Source organism: Marinicauda sp. Alg238-R41, assembly GCF_947331485.1.
Taxonomy (GTDB): domain Bacteria; phylum Pseudomonadota; class Alphaproteobacteria; order Caulobacterales; family Maricaulaceae; genus Marinicauda; species Marinicauda pacifica.
Genome location: NZ_CAMZOJ010000001.1, coordinates 1 through 16,418 on the forward strand (window position 1 = coordinate 1; position 16,418 = coordinate 16,418).

The following is a 16,418-nucleotide window of genomic DNA, read 5'->3' on the forward strand; positions in this document are numbered from 1 at the left end:
CGCCATCACGCCAGCCGAATGCATCAACTACTTCCAAGCCTGCGGATATGACCTCGATTAGAATGAAAATGCTCTAGTTCCCGGATATCGCCATATCCATCGCGCGGTCGCAATGAATACGGGTCGTGTCGAAGACCGGAACGCCGACATTGGTCTCGTCCAGCAGCAGGCCGACCTCGGTGCAGCCCAGAATGAGGCTGTCCGCGCCGTCCTCGATCAGTCGCGCGGCAATCGCCTCGAAGGCCTGCCGGCTCGCTTCGCGGACCTCGTCCCGGCACAACTCCTCGAAAATAATGCGGTGGATCTCCTGCCGGTCGCCCTTGTCCGGCAACACCACGTCCAGCCCCGCCGCGCGTAGCCGGCTCGTGTAGAAATCCTGCTCCATCGTGTAGGCGGTCGCGATCAGGGCCGGGCGCAGCAGGCCTGCCCCGGTTACGGCGTGCGCCGTGGCATCGGCAATGTGGAGAAACGGCACGGACAGGCGCGCGGTGATCGCATCGGCGACCTTGTGCATCGTGTTGGTGGCCAGCACGATCAGTTCGGTGCCCGCGGCCTCCAGGCGTTCAGCCTCCCAGGCCAGGCGCTCGCCCGCCCCCGACCAGTCGTCAGCGATCTGCATGGCTTCGATCTCGGCAAAGTCGAGCGAGCGCACGAGCAGGTTGGCGCTGTGCAACCCGCCGAAGCGCTCACGGGCAAGCGTGTTCAGACGCGCCTGGTAGAGCGCGGTGGAGGCAGCGGACATGCCGCCAAGAATGCCGATGAGCTTCATGGTTTTGCCAGACTCCAGAATGCAAGCGGCCAAGCGTAAATGGCTTTCCTCTCCGGGCAAACGTGGCAAGCTGGCCTGCATCGATACGCGAGGAGATTTGAAGTCATGGATTTGTCCAGCAAGGTCGCCATTGTGACAGGCGGAGCGAGTGGTATCGGCCGCGCGATTGCCACGGCGCTGCATGCGGCCGGCGCACGCGTCGCCATCGCCGATCTGAATGCCGGCGCGGCCCGCGAGGCAGGCGAGGCCTGTGGCGGCTTCGGCCAGGCGGTCGATGTGGGCGATGAAGGCGCGCTGGTGCGTTTCATCAACACGGTCGAGCGCAAGCTCGGCCCGGTCGACATCTACGTGTCCAATGCCGGGCTCGGCGTGACCGACGGGCCGGGCTGGGGGGCGGGCGACGCGCCCAATGCCGGCTGGCAGCTCTGCTGGGACGTGAACGTCATGGCCAGCGTCTACGCGGCGCGCCATCTGGCCCGCTCCATGGCCGCGCGCGACGGCCATTTCGTCATCACCGCTTCAGCTGCGGGCCTGCTCGCCCAGATCGGGGATGCGCCCTACTCCGCGACCAAGGCCGCAGCCGTTTCGGTCGCCGAAACGCTCGCGATCACCCATGGCGATGACGGGCTGAACGTCCATTGCCTGTGCCCGGAAGGGGTGAGGACACCGCTGGTGGAAGGCATTGAAGGCGGCGCGCAGGGACTGGGGGGCTACATGGAACCTGACGCGGTCGCTGCCATTGTTCTCGACGCCATGAAAACAAAGCGCTTCCTCGTGACCACGCACGAGAAGACACCCGAATACGTCGCCATGAAGGGCGCCGATCGCGACCGCTGGGTCGGCGGCATGCGCAAGCTGCGCCGCATGCTGATCGAGAAGCTCGGACGCCCGATGTGAAGGAGGCAGGATGACCCGCGAGGCAATGGACGGTCTGACGCTCGATCAGATTGAGCCGGGCATGCGCGCGAAGCGCTCCCATACCGTCAGCCACCAGGACTTGCGGCTGTATTCCAGCGCGAGCGGCGATCTGAACCCGCTCCACCTGCCCGAGCTCGATGGAGACGGCGATGGCGAGACCGAGGCGATCTGCCCGGCCGCCTATCTGGCTGGGCTCGTGTCCGGACTGATCGGCACGGAGCTGCCCGGGCCGGGCTCGCGCGAGACCGCCTGGTCGATCCGCCTGGGCGAGCCGGTGCGCATGGGCGAGACCGTCACGATCGAACTCGAGGCCGAAGAAAAGGACGAGTCGGTCCTGACGCTGAAAGGGCGGATTACCGGCCCGTCCGGGATGGCGCTCGATGCGCGGGTGAGTGTGATTCCGCCGCGCCAGGCGCGCAGTTTCGGCCGGGCCGAGGTCAGCGCGCTGCTCGAACGCCGCCACGACAAGTTCGCCGCCCTCGTCGCCGCTTGCGAGGCGCTCGATCCGGTCGTCACCGCCGTGGTCTGCCCCTATAGCGACGACGCCCTGGAAGGCGCGGTCACGGCCGCGAAGAAGGGGCTCATCACCCCGATCCTGGTCGGCAATCGCAACAAGATCGCGGCGGCGGCCAAGTCGACCGGCTGCGATATCGAAGGCATCGAGATCGTCGAGGCCGAGGGCGAAGAAGACGCCGCGCGCACCGCGTGCCGGCTCGTCGCCGAGGACAAGGCCGGATCGGTGATGAAGGGGCATCTGCATACCGAGACCTTCCTGAAGGCCATACTGTCCAGCTCCAGCGGTCTGAAGGGCGAGCGCCGGGTCTCCCACGTCTTCGTGCTCGACACGCCGGGGCTCGATCATCTGCTTCTGGTCACCGATGCGGCGGTCAATATCGCGCCCTCGCTCGCGGCCAAGCGCGACATCGTTCAAAACGCGATCGACCTGGCGCGGGCACTGGGGATCGGCGAGCCCAGGGCCGCCATCCTGTCGGCGGTAGAGACGGTCAACCCGGCCCTGGCCTCCACGATCGACGCCGCTGCGCTGTCGAAGATGGCCGAGCGCGGCCAGATCACGGGCGGGCTGGTCGACGGTCCTTTCGCGCTCGACAACGCGGTCAACCTGCAAGCCGCCAAGGTGAAGAATATCTCCGGCGAGGTCGCCGGGCGGGCGCAGATACTGGTCGGCCCGAATATCGAGGCCGCCAACATGCTGGCCAAGGAGCTCAGCTTTGTCGGACGCGCAGAGTCCGCCGGCGTGGTGCTGGGCACGCGCGTGCCGGTGATCCTGACCAGCCGTGCCGATAGCGAATTTTCGCGTCTCGTTTCCTGCGCAGTCGCGGCGCTGCACCGTCACTGGCTGAAGACCGGAGAGCCCGTGGAGGCACTGAAACAGGGATGAGCCTCGTCACGCTCAATTCCGGATCTTCCTCGATCAAGTTTGCCCTCTATGACGATGACGGGCGCACCCGGCGCCTGCGCGGAGCGGTCTCCGGCATCGGCAAGACAGCCAAGCTGTCCCTGACGCGCGCCGATCAAAAGACAACCGAAGAAACCCTGGGCGAGCTCTCCCACGAGCAGGCGCTCGAATACGCCCTGGACCGTGTTCATGACCAGGCCGGGAGACAAATGCGCGCCATCGGCCACCGCATCGTCCACGGCGGCGCGGCGTTCACCCGCGCAGTCCGGATCGAGGACGGAGTGGAGGACCGCTTGCGCGTCCTGATCCCCCTCGCCCCGAGCCATCAGCCGCATAATCTGGCCGGTATCGCGTCAGCGCGCACGCGTTTTCCTGGCGCGGTCCAGACCGCGAGCTTCGACACAGCCTTTCACCGTGCCCAGCCCTTTGTGGCCGACACCTACGCGCTGCCGCGGCGATATTACGATGAGGGTATTCGCCGCTACGGGTTTCACGGCCTGTCCTACGACTACCTGTCACACCGGGTCTGCGAACTGGAGGGAGAGCGCCGCACCGTCATCGCCCACCTGGGGTCGGGCGCGTCCATGTGCGCAGTCAACGGACGCGCCCCGCTCGGCTCGACGATGGGCCTGACCGCGCTTGACGGTCTGCCCATGAGCACGCGCTGTGGCCAGATCGATCCCGGCGCCGTGCTGCATCTGATCGGCCATGAAGGTCTGGACGCCGGCGGCGCAAGCGAGCTGCTCTACAAGCAAAGCGGATTGAAAGGGCTGTCCGGTGGGACAGACGACATGCGGGAGCTGGAAGAAAGCGGGACGACCGAGGCGCAGGAAACGCTCGCCTATTTCGTGCGCCGCTGCCGCATGGAGATCGCCGCGCTGGCCAGCACGCTGGAAGGTCTTGATACACTCGTTTTCTCGGCCGGGATCGGAGAGAACTCCGCCTTCATCCGCAGGGAAATCTGCGCGGGCCTGTCCTGGCTCGGTGTCGAACTCGACGCTGAAGCCAATACCGGTGCCGGACGGGAAACCAGGATCAGCGCAGAAAGCAGCCCGGTCGCTGTCTGGGTCATCGCCACCGACGAGGAAAGCGTGATCGCGCGCGATGTGGCGGGCTTGATCGGCTAGCGTAGCGCCACGATGCCGCACTGGCCGCCGAATTCGCCGGGATGGCCGTCGCGTGCGGCCCGGCGCGAGGAGAAGAACCGGTCCTCCTCGGCGAAAGTGCATCCGGCCACGCGGTCGATCTGCTCTTCGGGAATGCCGGCGCCGGCGAGCTGGCGCCGGACGGCCTCACCGACATCGAGTCCGGCCCCGCCTTCCTCGTCGCGCTCTGTGATGAGCGTGGAATCCAGCTGGCCGATCTGTGCCTCGAACTGTTCGAGCACTTCCGGGCCGACGCGGTAGTGGGCCTTGCAGATCGCCGGACCGATCGACGCGTACATTTCGCCGGGCACGCTGCCGAAAGCGCGGCTCATCGCTTCGATCGTCCTGGCGGTGATGTTCTTCACCGTGCCGCGCCAGCCCGAATGGACCGCGCCAATGGCGCGATTTTCCGGGTCAACGAGCAGGACGGGCACGCAATCGGCGGTTTGCACGCATAGGCCGATGCCCGGCATCTCCGTAATGAGCGCATCCCCCTCCCCGGCCAGCCAGGTTTTCGATCCCACGCGGTCGACGCGCAGCACCGTATCGCCATGGACCTGGCTGGCAAAGATCAGACGGTCGAGTCCCAGTGCAGACATCACGCGCTGACGGTTCTGGTTCACCGCGTCGGGATCGTCCCCACGCGACCAGGTCAGGTTCAGGCTCTCATACGGGCCGGTGCTGACCCCGCCCGTGCGCGTGGTGAAGACGCGCAGCGCCCCATTCACCGGTTCGGTGGTCAAGAATTCAAGATCGTTCACGCCGTCTCCTCGGTCAAAATCCGCTTCGCCCCTCGCCGAGGCCATAACCCTCGCGAGCTTCGGCGATGTCCTCCAGCGTCTGGCGGTATGCGCTCCAGTCATCATCCTCATGGATGGGCGCCCAGAGCGCCTCCACCGCCTCGATGGTGAGGTGAACCGGATTCGCACGCCTGAAATAGACGTGTTCGAGACGTTCGGGGCGCACTGGCTCACGCGAGATCAGCCCCTCGCGCACCGGCGCGAAGGCCGGCGACCGGTATTGATCGGCATGGGCGCTGGCGTCCGCGCGCGCCTGCGACGCCGCTCCGCCAAACCAGTCGAAGAAGACCTGCTCCCAGGGCAGCTGCATCTCGCGCATCGCGTTCAGGAAGCCACTGACGAATGCACCGTCCGCCTCCACACCCGCTTCGCCGGGGGTTTCTGCCAGGCCCAGCCGGCGCAGGAAGGCGCGCGGGACTTCACGCTTGTACATGTCAGGATAGGCCGATAGCGCCTCGACCAGTCCGTCCCGGTCACCGACCAGGCTGAGCGCCCCGGCCAGTTGCTGCAAGGCCCAGAACACGCTTTCGGGCTGACGCGCATAGGCGTAGAGCCCGGTCTGGTCGAAATAGGCCGCCGTGAAGCCGGGCTCGAAACTCGGCAGAAAGCGCCAGGGTCCGTAGTCGAAGCTCTCTCCGGTCACGACCAGATTGTCGGTGTTCAACACGCCGTGCACGAAGCCGGCGGCCATCCACTGGGCGGCGAGCGCCGCGCTCTTCTCGCATACCGCCCTGAGGAAGGCCGAGGCCCGGTCCGGGCCGGATGCCCTGCCCGATTCGGGGTGGTAGGTCTCGATGGTATAGTCGAGCAGGGCTTCGACGAGATCCGGCCGATCGAAATAGGCGTGGCGCTGGAACATGCCGAAGCGCACATGCGAGTGGGACAACCGCGTCATCACAGCCGAGCGCGTGGGCGACGGTTCATCGCCCCGGTGCAGTTGCTCGCCAGTCTCGTAAACGGCCAGGGTCTTCGAGGTGTAGACGCCGAGCGCCTCCAGCATCTCGCTGGCCAGCACTTCGCGGACGGCGCCTTTCAGGGTCAGCCGCCCGTCGCCGGAGCGCGAATAGGGTGTCTGCCCCGATCCCTTGGTGCCCAGATCCAGCAGGCGCCCGCGCGAATCGCGCAGCTGGGCGAACAGAAAACCCCGCCCGTCTCCGATTTCAGGATTGTAGGTGCGGAACTGGTGGCCGTGATAGCGCACGGCCAGCGGCCGGGGCTGATTGTCCGGCAAGGGCTCGAAATGGTGGAAATGGCTCTGGCGTTCCGCCTCAGTCAGCTCACCCAGGCCGACCTCCTGCGCCCAGCGCTGATTCCAGAAGCGCAACTCGGCTTTCGGGAAATCGGCCGGCTCCACCGGGTCGGCGAAATCCGGGCCCAGGGCCGCAAAACGCGGGTCCGGCTTGTAGGCGGGGTCAAAGGGCATGGCTCAAGAGCTAAGCTGCTGCGATGCACACTGCAAGCGGGACGGCTAGTCGGCCATGGCATCCTGCAAGGCCTTGCCGGCTGCATTTATGGCGGGAATGGCTTTGGAGACAAGCCGGGTCAGGTTCACGAAACCATGGGGTACGCCGGCATACTCGACCCGTTTGACCGGCACGCCAAAGGCCGCGAGCTTGTCGGCATAGGCCGCGCCCTCGGCCAGGAGCGGGTCCAGCTCGGCCGCCAGGATGTAGGCGGGAGGCAGATTCCTCAGGTCGGGTGCAAGCAGCGGCGATACCCGCGGATCACTCGCCGTCCCCGGATCGGGCAGATAGACCTCCCGGATGTGCGCGAGTGTAGGTTCGGCCAGGAAGGGTCCGTCCTGCCAGCGCGATTTCTTGCGCTTGATCTCGACCAGTTGGAGCAGCGGGTAGATCAGCAGCTGGAATATCGCTTCGCCTCGCCGCTGCTGGGTGACGATCGCGGTCAGATTTCCGCCCGCCGAATCTCCGCCCACGGCGAGGCGCTCAGCATTGAAGCCGAAGGATTGAAGCCGTCCTGCACGCACCGTGTCGAAGGCGGCGAGGGCATCGTCAACCGCAGCAGGAAAGCGGTGTTCGGGCGCCATGCGGTAATCGACAGAGACGATGCGCACGCCGGAGACGGCCGCCAGGCGCCGGCAGAACGGATCGTACGTGCCGAGACTTCCGACCGTAAAACCGCCACCATGAAAAAAGACCAGACCGGCCCCGTTATCCATCGCGTCGGTCGGGATATAGACGCGGGCATTGCGCGGCCCCTCGCCCCCGGCGATGTGAATATCCTCGACCGTCTCCACCTCGGGCGGCGGCAACTCCATGAGCGGGACTGCCTTCTCCAGCGCGTCACGCATGGCCGGCGTCGTCTTGGCCGGCGCCAGCATGTCGGCCAGGCCGCTGCTCTTGAAGATATGATCGAAGAGGGAAGTTTCGCCGGACATGAGCATAAGGTCACGCCGCGCAGCCCGGCGTGCAAGTGATGTTTTCGCTAATGCAGCACAATCTGCCGGTTACGAACGATGCGGCCGTCGAGCGCGTCCTCAATCTCCGAACGCAGCGCCCGCCAGGCCTCGGCACTCGCCTCTTCGCCCTTCTCCTCCATCTCTTCAACCGCCAGGTCGGCGTAGCCCAGCGCCTGGGCACCGTGACGCTCGACCAGGGTGAAGGCGATGTTGCGGATGTCGTCGGGCGTGATGCGCGAGGCGCGCGCGGCTTGGACAGTCATGGATAGCTCCAGGGACGGGACAGAGTGTCCCGACGTCCACGCAAGGGCTGCGCCAGCGCCGGAAAAGCTTATCTATATGTTATTGTTGTATAAAAACTTATCCACAAGCTCGACAAACCGGGCAATTGTGACTCAGCTGGAGGTTTTTGCCTGGCGTTTCGCGCCGGGTGCATACCCCCCGCTGCGCAGGAACTCGCTTTCTTCCGGCGTGCTCTCCCGGCCGAGGATCGGATTGCGGTGCGGGAAGCGGCCAAAGCGGGCAATGAGGTCGCGGTGTGCGCGCGCATGGCGCGTCGTGGACACCTCCTCGCCGAGCCGGGTCTCGCACAGCGCGACGCAGAGATTCTGCGCTTCCATCGATTCTGCGTGCATGAAAGGCATGTAGAACAGGCTGCGCGCTTCGTTTTCGAACACCCAGTCAAAGCCTGAGTCCAGCGAATGGAGGGCAGCGGCTCTTGCCTTGGTATCGAGGGCGAAGGCCATCGGCGTGCCGCGCCAGACATTGCGCGGGAACTGGTCGCACGCCACGATCAGCGCAAGCGCGCCCTCCGGCCCGTCAAGCCAGGGATGGCCATCAACCGACGGTGCGCGGTCAAGGTCGAAGCATAGCGGCGCGAACAACCGCCTGACCGAGGCGTCGAAAGCCGCATCGCTCGCAAACCAGCGCGCGCGAGCGCGGTCGCTGAACCAGAAATCGAGAATATCGTCCGGTCCCACACGCATCGCTAGACGCGCTTCCGGCCGGACTGGACCTCATCGCGCAGGTCCGCAGTCAGAGCCTCATACGCGCCCGAATCGGGATCGTCGAGATAGAGCGGCTCCTCGACCTTGTCAGGGTCCCAGCCCTGGGTGACCAGATCGGTCTTCTTCATCTTGAAGGTGCCGGTCGTGTGTGCGCTGGGATCCTCCTGGTGGATGCGCAGGAAGAGCGGCCGGGCAAAGTGCGGCAACTCCTTGTGGACCAGCGCATGCAGCCGGGCGAGGTCGAACTTGTCGTTGACCACAAGCGCGGCCATGCCGGCCTTGCCCGAATAGTCCGCGACCTCGACGCCATAGACATTGGCCTGAACGACACCCTCATCCATGCCGAGCACTTCGCTGACTTCGGACGTGGCCACGTTTTCCGACTTCCAGCGGAAGGTGTCGCCCACCCGGTCGATGAAATAGTAGTAGCCCAGCTTGTCGCGGCGCATCAGGTCGCCGGTCCGGAAATAGACGTCTCCGGCTTCGAACACGTCGGTGAGAATCTTCTTCTTGGTCGCTTCCTCGTCCTGGTAGCCGTCAAAGCGGTAGCGCGCATCGTCGGCGCGGATCTCGCCGATCGCCTCGCCCACCTCGCCGGGCTCCACCTCGATGCAGCGACCGTCGCTATTGCGAACCGGCTCCTCGGCATCGAGATTGAACTTCACCAGGTTCACGTTGAAGCGCCAGGACAGGTAAGGCGGAATGCGCCCGATCGCGCCGGGCTGGGAGTCCAGATTGACCAGGCCGACATTGCCCTCGGTCGCCCCGTAGAACTCCACAACGCGCGAGATGCCGGTGCGCTTCACGAAGCGCGGCCACACGTCAGGACGCAGACCGTTGCCGATGGCGGCGCGGATCTTGTGCTTCTTCTCCGCCTTGCTCGGTTCGGCAGCGACCAGGAAACGGCACAGCTCGCCGACATACATGAACAAGGTCGCCTTGTTCTCGATCGCGTCATCCCAGAAGCGCGAGGCGGAGAATTTGCGCCGGATGATCGCCGCGCCGCCGAAGGACAGCGCCGCGCCAATTCCACACAGGCCGCCCGTCGCGTGATAGAGCGGCAGCACCATCATCATCCGGTCGGACGGCTTGGCCCGCACAATCGTGCCGAAGACCTGCAAGTAATAGAGCGAGCGCGTGTGGGCCACGATCGCGGCCTTGGGCAGGCCCGTAGTACCGGACGTGTACATCTTCATGCAGGCATCCTTGGCCCGCAGATGCGCACGATGTTCGCGGCTCGGCCGGGCATCGGACTGACCCGCCAGCGCGGCATCGAAGTCTTCGCCCATTCCCGGCGCATCGGTGGTCCAGCATGTCAGCTCGGCTTCGAAGAACGGCCGGGCCTTCTCGTATTCTTCGGCGAGCTCGCCTTCCACGATCACATGGCTGGCGCCGGAAATATTGAGACCGTGGCCGAGCGCCTTGCCGCTGACCTGGTTGTTGAGCAGGGCGGCAATCACGCCGACCTTCGAGAGCCCGTACCAGATCGCGACGTATTCCCAGCGATTGGCCATGTAGAGCGCAACGGTGTCGCCGGCCTTGAGCCCACCCGCCAGCGCCCAGTTCGCGACGCGGTTCGCATAGGCGTCGAACTCGGCATAGGTGACCTGCATGTCGCCATCGACGAAGGCCGGGCGCTTTGCGTGGGCATCCACACTGTCTTCAAACAGGTCGGCGGTCAGGTAGTCTGAGTCCGGAGTGATGCTCTTCAGCTTGCCGAGCAGACGCAGCAACTCGGTGACGTAGAACCACTCGCGCTTGATCGCACGCAACACGCCCATGCCCATCTCTCCCCTTTTTACGGCTCGACGCCATTTCGGCAGACAGTAGGGAGCAAGCCTGCGCGGTCAAGAATGCTGAGTGCGTCTCACGCCGGCAGGGCTGCCAAAAAACACCCCTCCACCGCACTTGGCCCGGCAAACGGCCGTGCTGGTCTCCGGATTTGGGAGCCAATAGCCGGCAGGGAACCGGGCACATGGCCGACATTCGTTGGGGTCTTGGCGCGTCTACCCCGGTTCTCGACGGCGAAGCCACGTGGTACCTGCACAGCAGTCACTCGGAAATGAGCCGGGAGCGCTACGTGGATCACCTGCAAAGCGGACTATATCCTCGCGCGCGCAGGCTGCGAGGCGGACTTACGCCATCGTTCGCATGACCCCGAATACACGCCCTGCACGCTGTACGCGTATATGCAACTTGTTATACACCACACCGGAGAAATCTGGTACGCGCTCGATTTCTTGAAGAACGCAGAACGCGGAGTTCACTATGGACTGGGGCGCAGAACTCAGAAAGTTCCGCAATACAGTCGGGATGAAACAGGACGTGGCAGCCTCCCATCTGGGCGTGAGCCAAGCCTATATTTCCCGAATGGAATCAGGAAGTGCCCGGCCGTCGAAAAGCCTTGCGGAGCGGATCTGCAAGCTCATACAGACGCCCAAGCACCGCCCGCATTTCGAGCACTGGCTGGCGACCGTCCTGCATTCGCCCCACTTCCTTGTCCTCAGCTCGTTGCAGGAAAGCGATGTGCGCGTGGAGGCCGTCAGCCCCGCGCTCGAGGCGGCCGGCAGTCCCTGGACGGGGTATCGCAAGGGTCACATGATTTCCGAGGAGCTGGGCGAGGCGGCCAGCGCCGAGATCGAACGGCTGATCCGGCTGGGAGTCTTCTCCGGCGAGGTCTCGGCCGTGGACGGCCTCTGGTATTCGCAAACGGACGAGACCGTGCGGTTCTGGCGCACGATCAATGTGCCGGTGCGCGACCAGATTGGTAACTGGTACCTGCACTCGACCCATGTGGAGGCCGCGCGCGAGGCTTATGAAGCGCGCTTGCAGAATGAAGGCGAGAGCCTGCTCGTCTATCTGTTCGGTCGCAGCAAGCCGGTTCCCGCACGCCAGCTGCTCCAGGACCAGCCGCCTGGACCACCGGCTCGCTGAGCACGTCCCTTACACCGCACGCCTTTTCAGCCGGATCGATATGAGGCAGGACGTCACGCTTGCTTCCTTCCGTTTCGTGCTAGACCGATTTGAATGACGCCGGCGAGCCCTTCACCCAACCACACTACGCTCAAAGCACGACTGGAAGGCTGGGCCCGGCCTGCCCGCGGCCCGATGGCACTCGCCTCTGGTCTCGGCATTGCACAGTTTGCCGCCTATGCCGGCTTTGCCTGGTCGGCGGGTCAGGCGCTCGAAGCGTTTTTTTCCGGCCAGCCTGCGCTGGCATGGCTCGGCGCGACACTGTTGCTGGCGGCGCTGCGGGCCGCATGTCAGGCCGGAGAGATCCGTGCAGGTGTGGAGGCCTCGACCACGGTCAGGCAGAGTGTGCGCGAACAGGCCGCCCGGGCGCTGGCGGCACGCGGCCCGGCCTTCAGCGAACGCATCGATAGCGGAGAGCTGGCCTCGACCCTCACCGATGGCGTCGAGAAGCTCGACGGGTATTTTGCCCGCTACCGCCCGCTCATGCCGGTCATGCTGGGGGGTCCGATGATCTTGATCCTGGCTGCGGGCGCGGTCAGCGTCACCGGCGCCATCATCTTGATGGTGAGCGCCCCCGTCCTCATCCTTGCCATGGCACTGGCAGGGGCCGGTGCCGCCGCGGCGAGCCGGGACCAGCTGATCACGCTGCAGCGCCTGGCCGGCCGGTTCAATGACCGTATACAAACGCTCGACACACTGGTCGCCTTCAACGCGGCCGAACGCGAAGCGGACGGCCTGGCCGCGGCCGCAGACGATTTCCGTGTACGCACCATGCGCGTTCTGCGGCGCGCCTTCCTTTCCTCGCTTGTCCTCGAGGCGGTGTCGGCCCTTGCCATTGCCGCCATCGCGATCTTTGTCGGCCTCGCACTGATGGATCGGCCCGTCGCGGGTCTCGGAGCCGGCCTGACGCTGGGCGAGGGACTTTTCCTGCTGTTGCTGGCGCCGGAATTCTACATGCCGTTGCGCCGCTTCTCTGCCGCCTATCACGACCGTGCCGATGCCGAAGCCGCGGCAGAGTCTCTCGCTCCGCTGTTCGAGGGCGAAGCGCGCGACAGCGCGGCCGGCCCGAAGCATAGCTCCGGGGCGCCGTCGATCGGCCTGGCTGAAGGCGAGGTGATATACCCGGACGGGCGGCGCGGACTGGCACCGCTCAGCTTCACCGCCGAGGCCGGGCAGATCACCGCTCTATGGGGACCGTCGGGCTGTGGCAAGTCGACCGTACTGAAAGCCCTGATGGGATATGTGCCGCTCTCGGCGGGGGAAATTCGCATCAACGGGGACCCCGCGCACGCGCCTTTGCTGGGACAGGCCGCCTGGATCGGTCAGCGCCCCCGGCTTTTCCACGGCACGCTGGCGCAGAATATCGCGCTTTTCGATGAGACAATCGAGCCAGCGCGCATCCGCGCCGCCGCCGAAGCCAGCGGGGCCATGGGATTTGCCACCGGGCTCCCCGAGGGTCTGGACACGATGCTGGGCGAGCGCGGCTACGGTCTTTCGGGCGGTCAGGCCCAGCGTGTGGCCCTGGCGCGCGCGCTTGCCGCCGACATGCCCGTCCTCCTGCTCGACGAACCGACCGCCCATCTCGACGGGGAGGCCGAAGCGCTGTTCCTCGATACGCTGACGAAAGCAGCCGAGGGACGCACCGTCCTGATGGCGACGCACAGCCCCGCGGCCAGGGCGGTCTGTGCACGGATCGTGGACCTGTCGGGCGAAGAGGCGGGATCATGAAGGACCTGGGTTTCTTCCTGGCGCTGGCGCGCCCGCACGCGATCTGGTTGCGGCTCGGCGCCGCTCTTGCCGCCGTGACTCTGCTGGCTGGAATTGGGCTCATCGCGGTTTCCAGCTGGTTCATCGCCGCTGCGGCAGCGGGCGGCCTGGCCAGCGCACTGGCCGCCACGCGCGGCGTGCGGGCGTTCGCGTTTCTGCGACCGCTCTCGCGCTACGCCGAGCGTCTCGTCACCCATGACGCCACCTTCCGCATTCTCGCCCGGCTTCGCGTCTGGACGTTCGAACGCCTGATCCCGCTGTCTCCGGGCGGCATCGCCCGGATGCGCAGCGGGGATCTCGTCGCCCGCGTCACTGGCGATGTGGATGCGCTCGACGGGCTGTACCTGCGCTTTCTCACGCCGGTCGCTGCGGCCGCGGCCGGCGCCGCCGGAGTTGCGATCCTGCTGGCCCTGGCCGCGCCCCTCGCCCTGCCGGCCATCCTGTTTCTCTTCCTGGTCAGCGCAGTGGGTCTGCCGGTGCTGACCGCGCGTGCCAGCCGCAAGGCCGGCGAGCGCGCCAGCGACATGGCCGCCCTGGTGCGCGCGGAGGCCGGCGATCTCGCCGCCGGGCTCGCCGAGCTCAAGGCCTACGGGGCCGATACGCGCGTGCGTCACCGTCTGGACGAGGCCTCGCGGGCCTGGACATCGGCGCAGCGCGATCTCGCGCGGCTGACGATGGTCAACAGCGCCGTGCTGGCACTCGGCGCGCCCCTGGCGCTTGTTACCGCGCTCGGTCTGGCGACCGCTGGCGGCGCCGGTGCGGGCCTGGCTGTTCTGTGCGGATTTGCAGCCTTCGCCTTGTTTGAAGGGGCCGCGCCGCTGGTGCAGGCCGCAGAAGGCTATGGCCGGATGCAGCGATCGGCCGCCCGTCTGCGCGCCATCGCCGAGCAGACATGCGACGTCGTCACCCCGGCAACCCCGGTCGCTCCGTCCGGGCGTCACGACGTGCGCGTGGAGGCCCTCAGCTTTGCCTACCCGGGCAGCAAAACCCCGGCCCTGGAGCATGTCTCGCTGGCGTTGCCGGAAGGAAGCCGGCTTGCGCTGACCGGCGCCTCCGGCTCGGGCAAGTCCAGCCTGATCAAGATTCTGATGCGCTTCTATCCGGTCCCGGCCGGCACGGTATGGCTCGGCGGTCAGGACGTGACCACGCTGGATCCGTGCGAGGTGCGCCGCCGGTTCGCCCTGGTCGACCAGCGCGCCGAGCTGATCTCGGCCAGCGTACGCGAGAATCTGCGTCTGGGCGCGCCCGGGGCCGAGGACGGCGCCTTGTGGAAAGCCCTCGAACTGGCGCGCGCAGACGAGGTGGTGCGCGCCTTGCCCGACGGGCTGGACACCTGGCTTGGCGAATTCGGCTCGGCGCTGTCCGGCGGCCAGGCGCGCCGGATCGCGCTGGCGCGCGCCTTCGTCACCGGGGCGCCGGTGCTGCTGCTCGACGAGCCCACGGAGGGCCTGGACGCACCGTTGGAGCACGATTTCCTGACGTCGCTGGGGGACTGGGCAGACGCCGACGAGCGCCGCTCCTTCCTTCTGGTGACCCATCGCGCGCGCGTGATCGACGCGGCACGCGAGGCGATCGTGCTGGACAATGGGCGCATCGCGCAAAAAGGCCCGGTCGCATCGCTGACCGGGCCTTCCACGGCGTTTTCACGCCTGTTTCCTGAGTATCGGCCCGCCGGCTAGACGGGCGGGTCGCCGCGCAGCGCCTGGAAGATCGCGGACACTACCGCAAGCGCCAGCGCGATAAAGAACACCCATTGGGCGATGACGGCCGCCATTCCGGCCAGACCGAAGAAACCGAACGCGCCGGCAATCAGCGCGACCACGAAGAAGAGCAGGGCCAGACCGAACATCGCCTACTCCGCGACCTCGGCCCTTTCCTCGTCTCCGGCAAAGAACAGCGCCTGGCTGATCGTCGCGGCGACGGTTTCGGGCATGAAGGGCTTGGTGATGAGATAGGTCGGCTCCGGCTTCTCACCGGTCAGCAGACGCTCGGGATAGGCGGTGATGAAGATGACCGGGACACGATGATCCTTGAGGATATCGTGGGCCGCATCGATGCCCGAGCTGTTGTCGGCCAGCTGGATATCAGCCAGCACCAGGCGAGGACTATGCTCGTTAGCCAGCTTGACCGCCTCGTCTCGGGTCCGTGCGACGCCGACCACCTTGTGGCCCATACGCTCGACGATGGACTGCAGATCGAGCGCGATGATGGGCTCGTCTTCGATGATCAGGACTTCAGTCGCCATACCGTTTTCCAGATAGGTCTGCGCTTCGATCAGATTACTCTTCGCCGATGCCACATCGATCCGCAGGATGGTTGCCGCCTGGTCGACCGAGAAGTTCTCGACCGCGGTCAGGAGCAGCATCTGGCGCGCTTCGGGCGGCAGTTCGCCGAGCTGGCGCTTGTCGCCATCGCCGCCGGGCCGGTCCAGCCGGGCCCCGCTGGTTTTCCAGGTCGCGTGAAAAAGCTGATAGAGCGCCACGTTGGGCGGAAGATCGCGATCGATCTCCTCGGCACCCTCGATAGCTGCCTCGAGAGCGGCACGCACATAGGCATCACCGCTTTCCTGGGAGCCCGTGAGAATGCGGGCATACCGGCGCAGATACGGAATGTGCGGACGAATGGCTGTGCTAAATGGCATGTGTGTCCCGGTCAGTCAGTTTTACCAATTGAGGAGCAGAAACGCGTACGCGCGCGGAAGGTTCCTCCTGTCTGCAGGCAGCGGGAACAATGAGAGCAGTTATACGTTCAACATCTGCCGAAAGAAAGGCAAGCCTAACCGAAGAAGAGCCGATTGTAGAGTGAGTATGAGGGATTTCCAGGCAGATACGGATGCGGATCGCAAGGGCGATACCCGCTTGAAGGAGGCGCGTGTGCGCCAGCGGGCCATCGGCCGTCAGCTGCGCGGTCTCTATGACGATGTCGTGTCTGACGGTGTGCCTGACGACATCGATGCCCTCCTGGACCGGCTGGATTCCCGGACCCGCCGGCCTGAAAGCGCGGACTGACCGCGAACACGGTGGGCTTGCGCGCCGGCTGCAGACTTTTATTAACTGAGAAAATTCATAAACACGCGGCACTTCCTGGACGGGAGCGCGTTACTCAGTGCGTCTGACTTGCCGAGCATCCGGCCCGGCCAGGCGGTTTCATTTGTGACCGGTCAGCCCGGTCATGCAGAATTCAGCGCCGGATTGCGCCCTGAC

General features: G+C 65.8%; 16 protein-coding genes. 7 read left to right on the forward strand and 9 right to left on the reverse strand.

Annotated features, from left to right (window positions below; translation table 11 throughout):
* Positions 1-73 precede the first annotated feature (73 nt).
* Positions 74-769, reverse strand: a complete 696-nt coding sequence (locus PGP17_RS00005) for an aspartate/glutamate racemase family protein (RefSeq protein ID WP_270373626.1) — start codon at positions 767-769, stop codon at positions 74-76.
* Positions 770-874: 105 nt separating this feature from the next.
* Here PGP17_RS00005 and PGP17_RS00010 point away from each other — a divergent pair, with 105 nt between their 5' ends.
* Genes PGP17_RS00010 through PGP17_RS00020 form a run of 3 tightly spaced genes read left to right on the forward strand, consistent with a single transcriptional unit; the run spans position 875 to position 4,231 of the window.
* Positions 875-1,666 carry an SDR family oxidoreductase gene (locus PGP17_RS00010; protein ID WP_135944627.1) on the forward strand — a complete coding sequence of 264 codons (792 nt, stop codon included), beginning with the start codon at positions 875-877 and terminating at the stop codon, positions 1,664-1,666.
* Positions 1,667-1,676: 10 nt separating this feature from the next.
* Positions 1,677-3,086: a bifunctional enoyl-CoA hydratase/phosphate acetyltransferase gene (locus PGP17_RS00015; protein WP_270373627.1), complete on the forward strand. Its 1,410-nt coding sequence runs from the start codon at positions 1,677-1,679 to the stop codon at positions 3,084-3,086.
* Positions 3,083-4,231, forward strand: a complete 1,149-nt coding sequence (locus tag PGP17_RS00020) for an acetate/propionate family kinase (RefSeq protein WP_270373628.1) — start codon at positions 3,083-3,085, stop codon at positions 4,229-4,231. Before PGP17_RS00015 ends, PGP17_RS00020 begins: the two co-directional genes overlap by 4 nt.
* Here PGP17_RS00020 and pgeF read toward each other — a convergent pair.
* The 6 genes from pgeF to PGP17_RS00050 all read right to left on the reverse strand — a co-directional run bounded on the left by pgeF (position 4,228) and on the right by PGP17_RS00050 (position 10,256).
* Positions 4,228-5,010, reverse strand: a complete 783-nt coding sequence (gene pgeF / locus PGP17_RS00025; protein WP_270373629.1) for a peptidoglycan editing factor PgeF — start codon at positions 5,008-5,010, stop codon at positions 4,228-4,230. The two genes, PGP17_RS00020 and pgeF, sit on opposite strands and share 4 nt — an antisense overlap.
* A 13-nt stretch (positions 5,011-5,023) precedes the next feature.
* Positions 5,024-6,472 (reverse strand): protein adenylyltransferase SelO family protein, encoded by a 1,449-nt coding sequence (locus PGP17_RS00030; protein WP_270373630.1) that lies wholly within the window; start codon positions 6,470-6,472, stop codon positions 5,024-5,026.
* 45 nt (positions 6,473-6,517) lie between these two features.
* Positions 6,518-7,447, reverse strand: a complete 930-nt coding sequence (locus PGP17_RS00035; protein ID WP_270373632.1) for an alpha/beta hydrolase fold domain-containing protein — start codon at positions 7,445-7,447, stop codon at positions 6,518-6,520.
* Between the two features lie 47 nt (positions 7,448-7,494).
* Positions 7,495-7,731: a hypothetical protein gene (locus tag PGP17_RS00040; protein ID WP_135944636.1), complete on the reverse strand. Its 237-nt coding sequence runs from the start codon at positions 7,729-7,731 to the stop codon at positions 7,495-7,497.
* A gap of 132 nt (positions 7,732-7,863) precedes the next feature.
* A complete protein-coding gene (locus PGP17_RS00045; protein ID WP_270373633.1) occupies positions 7,864-8,454 on the reverse strand; it encodes a DUF924 family protein in 591 nt (196 codons plus the stop codon).
* A 2-nt stretch (positions 8,455-8,456) separates the two neighbouring features.
* The gene (locus PGP17_RS00050; protein ID WP_270373634.1) at positions 8,457-10,256 is read right to left on the reverse strand and encodes a long-chain-acyl-CoA synthetase; all 1,800 of its coding nucleotides are present in this window, start codon (positions 10,254-10,256) and stop codon (positions 8,457-8,459) included.
* A gap of 487 nt (positions 10,257-10,743) precedes the next feature.
* Here PGP17_RS00050 and PGP17_RS00055 point away from each other — a divergent pair, with 487 nt between their 5' ends.
* The 3 genes from PGP17_RS00055 to cydC all read left to right on the forward strand — a co-directional run bounded on the left by PGP17_RS00055 (position 10,744) and on the right by cydC (position 14,894).
* Positions 10,744-11,409 carry a helix-turn-helix domain-containing protein gene (locus tag PGP17_RS00055; RefSeq protein WP_270373635.1) on the forward strand — a complete coding sequence of 222 codons (666 nt, stop codon included), beginning with the start codon at positions 10,744-10,746 and terminating at the stop codon, positions 11,407-11,409.
* 93 nt (positions 11,410-11,502) lie between these two features.
* Positions 11,503-13,176 (forward strand): thiol reductant ABC exporter subunit CydD, encoded by a 1,674-nt coding sequence (gene cydD, locus PGP17_RS00060; protein WP_270373636.1) that lies wholly within the window; start codon positions 11,503-11,505, stop codon positions 13,174-13,176.
* The gene (cydC, locus tag PGP17_RS00065; RefSeq protein WP_270373637.1) at positions 13,173-14,894 is read left to right on the forward strand and encodes a thiol reductant ABC exporter subunit CydC; all 1,722 of its coding nucleotides are present in this window, start codon (positions 13,173-13,175) and stop codon (positions 14,892-14,894) included. The genes cydD and cydC overlap by 4 nt, the downstream gene beginning before the upstream one ends.
* Here the strand turns inward: cydC and PGP17_RS00070 are convergent.
* On the reverse strand, positions 14,891-15,064 hold the full coding sequence (locus PGP17_RS00070) for a DUF1328 domain-containing protein (RefSeq protein ID WP_135944648.1): 174 nt from the start codon (positions 15,062-15,064) through the stop codon (positions 14,891-14,893). The genes cydC and PGP17_RS00070 overlap by 4 nt on opposite strands.
* Positions 15,065-15,067: 3 nt before the next feature.
* Positions 15,068-15,856 carry a response regulator gene (locus PGP17_RS00075; protein WP_270373638.1) on the reverse strand — a complete coding sequence of 263 codons (789 nt, stop codon included), beginning with the start codon at positions 15,854-15,856 and terminating at the stop codon, positions 15,068-15,070.
* A 166-nt stretch (positions 15,857-16,022) separates the two neighbouring features.
* On the opposite strand from PGP17_RS00075, the gene PGP17_RS00080 reads away from it, so the two are divergent.
* Positions 16,023-16,223, forward strand: coding sequence for a NepR family anti-sigma factor (locus PGP17_RS00080; protein ID WP_270373639.1), 201 nt, complete (start codon positions 16,023-16,025; stop codon positions 16,221-16,223).
* Positions 16,224-16,418 lie beyond the last annotated feature (195 nt).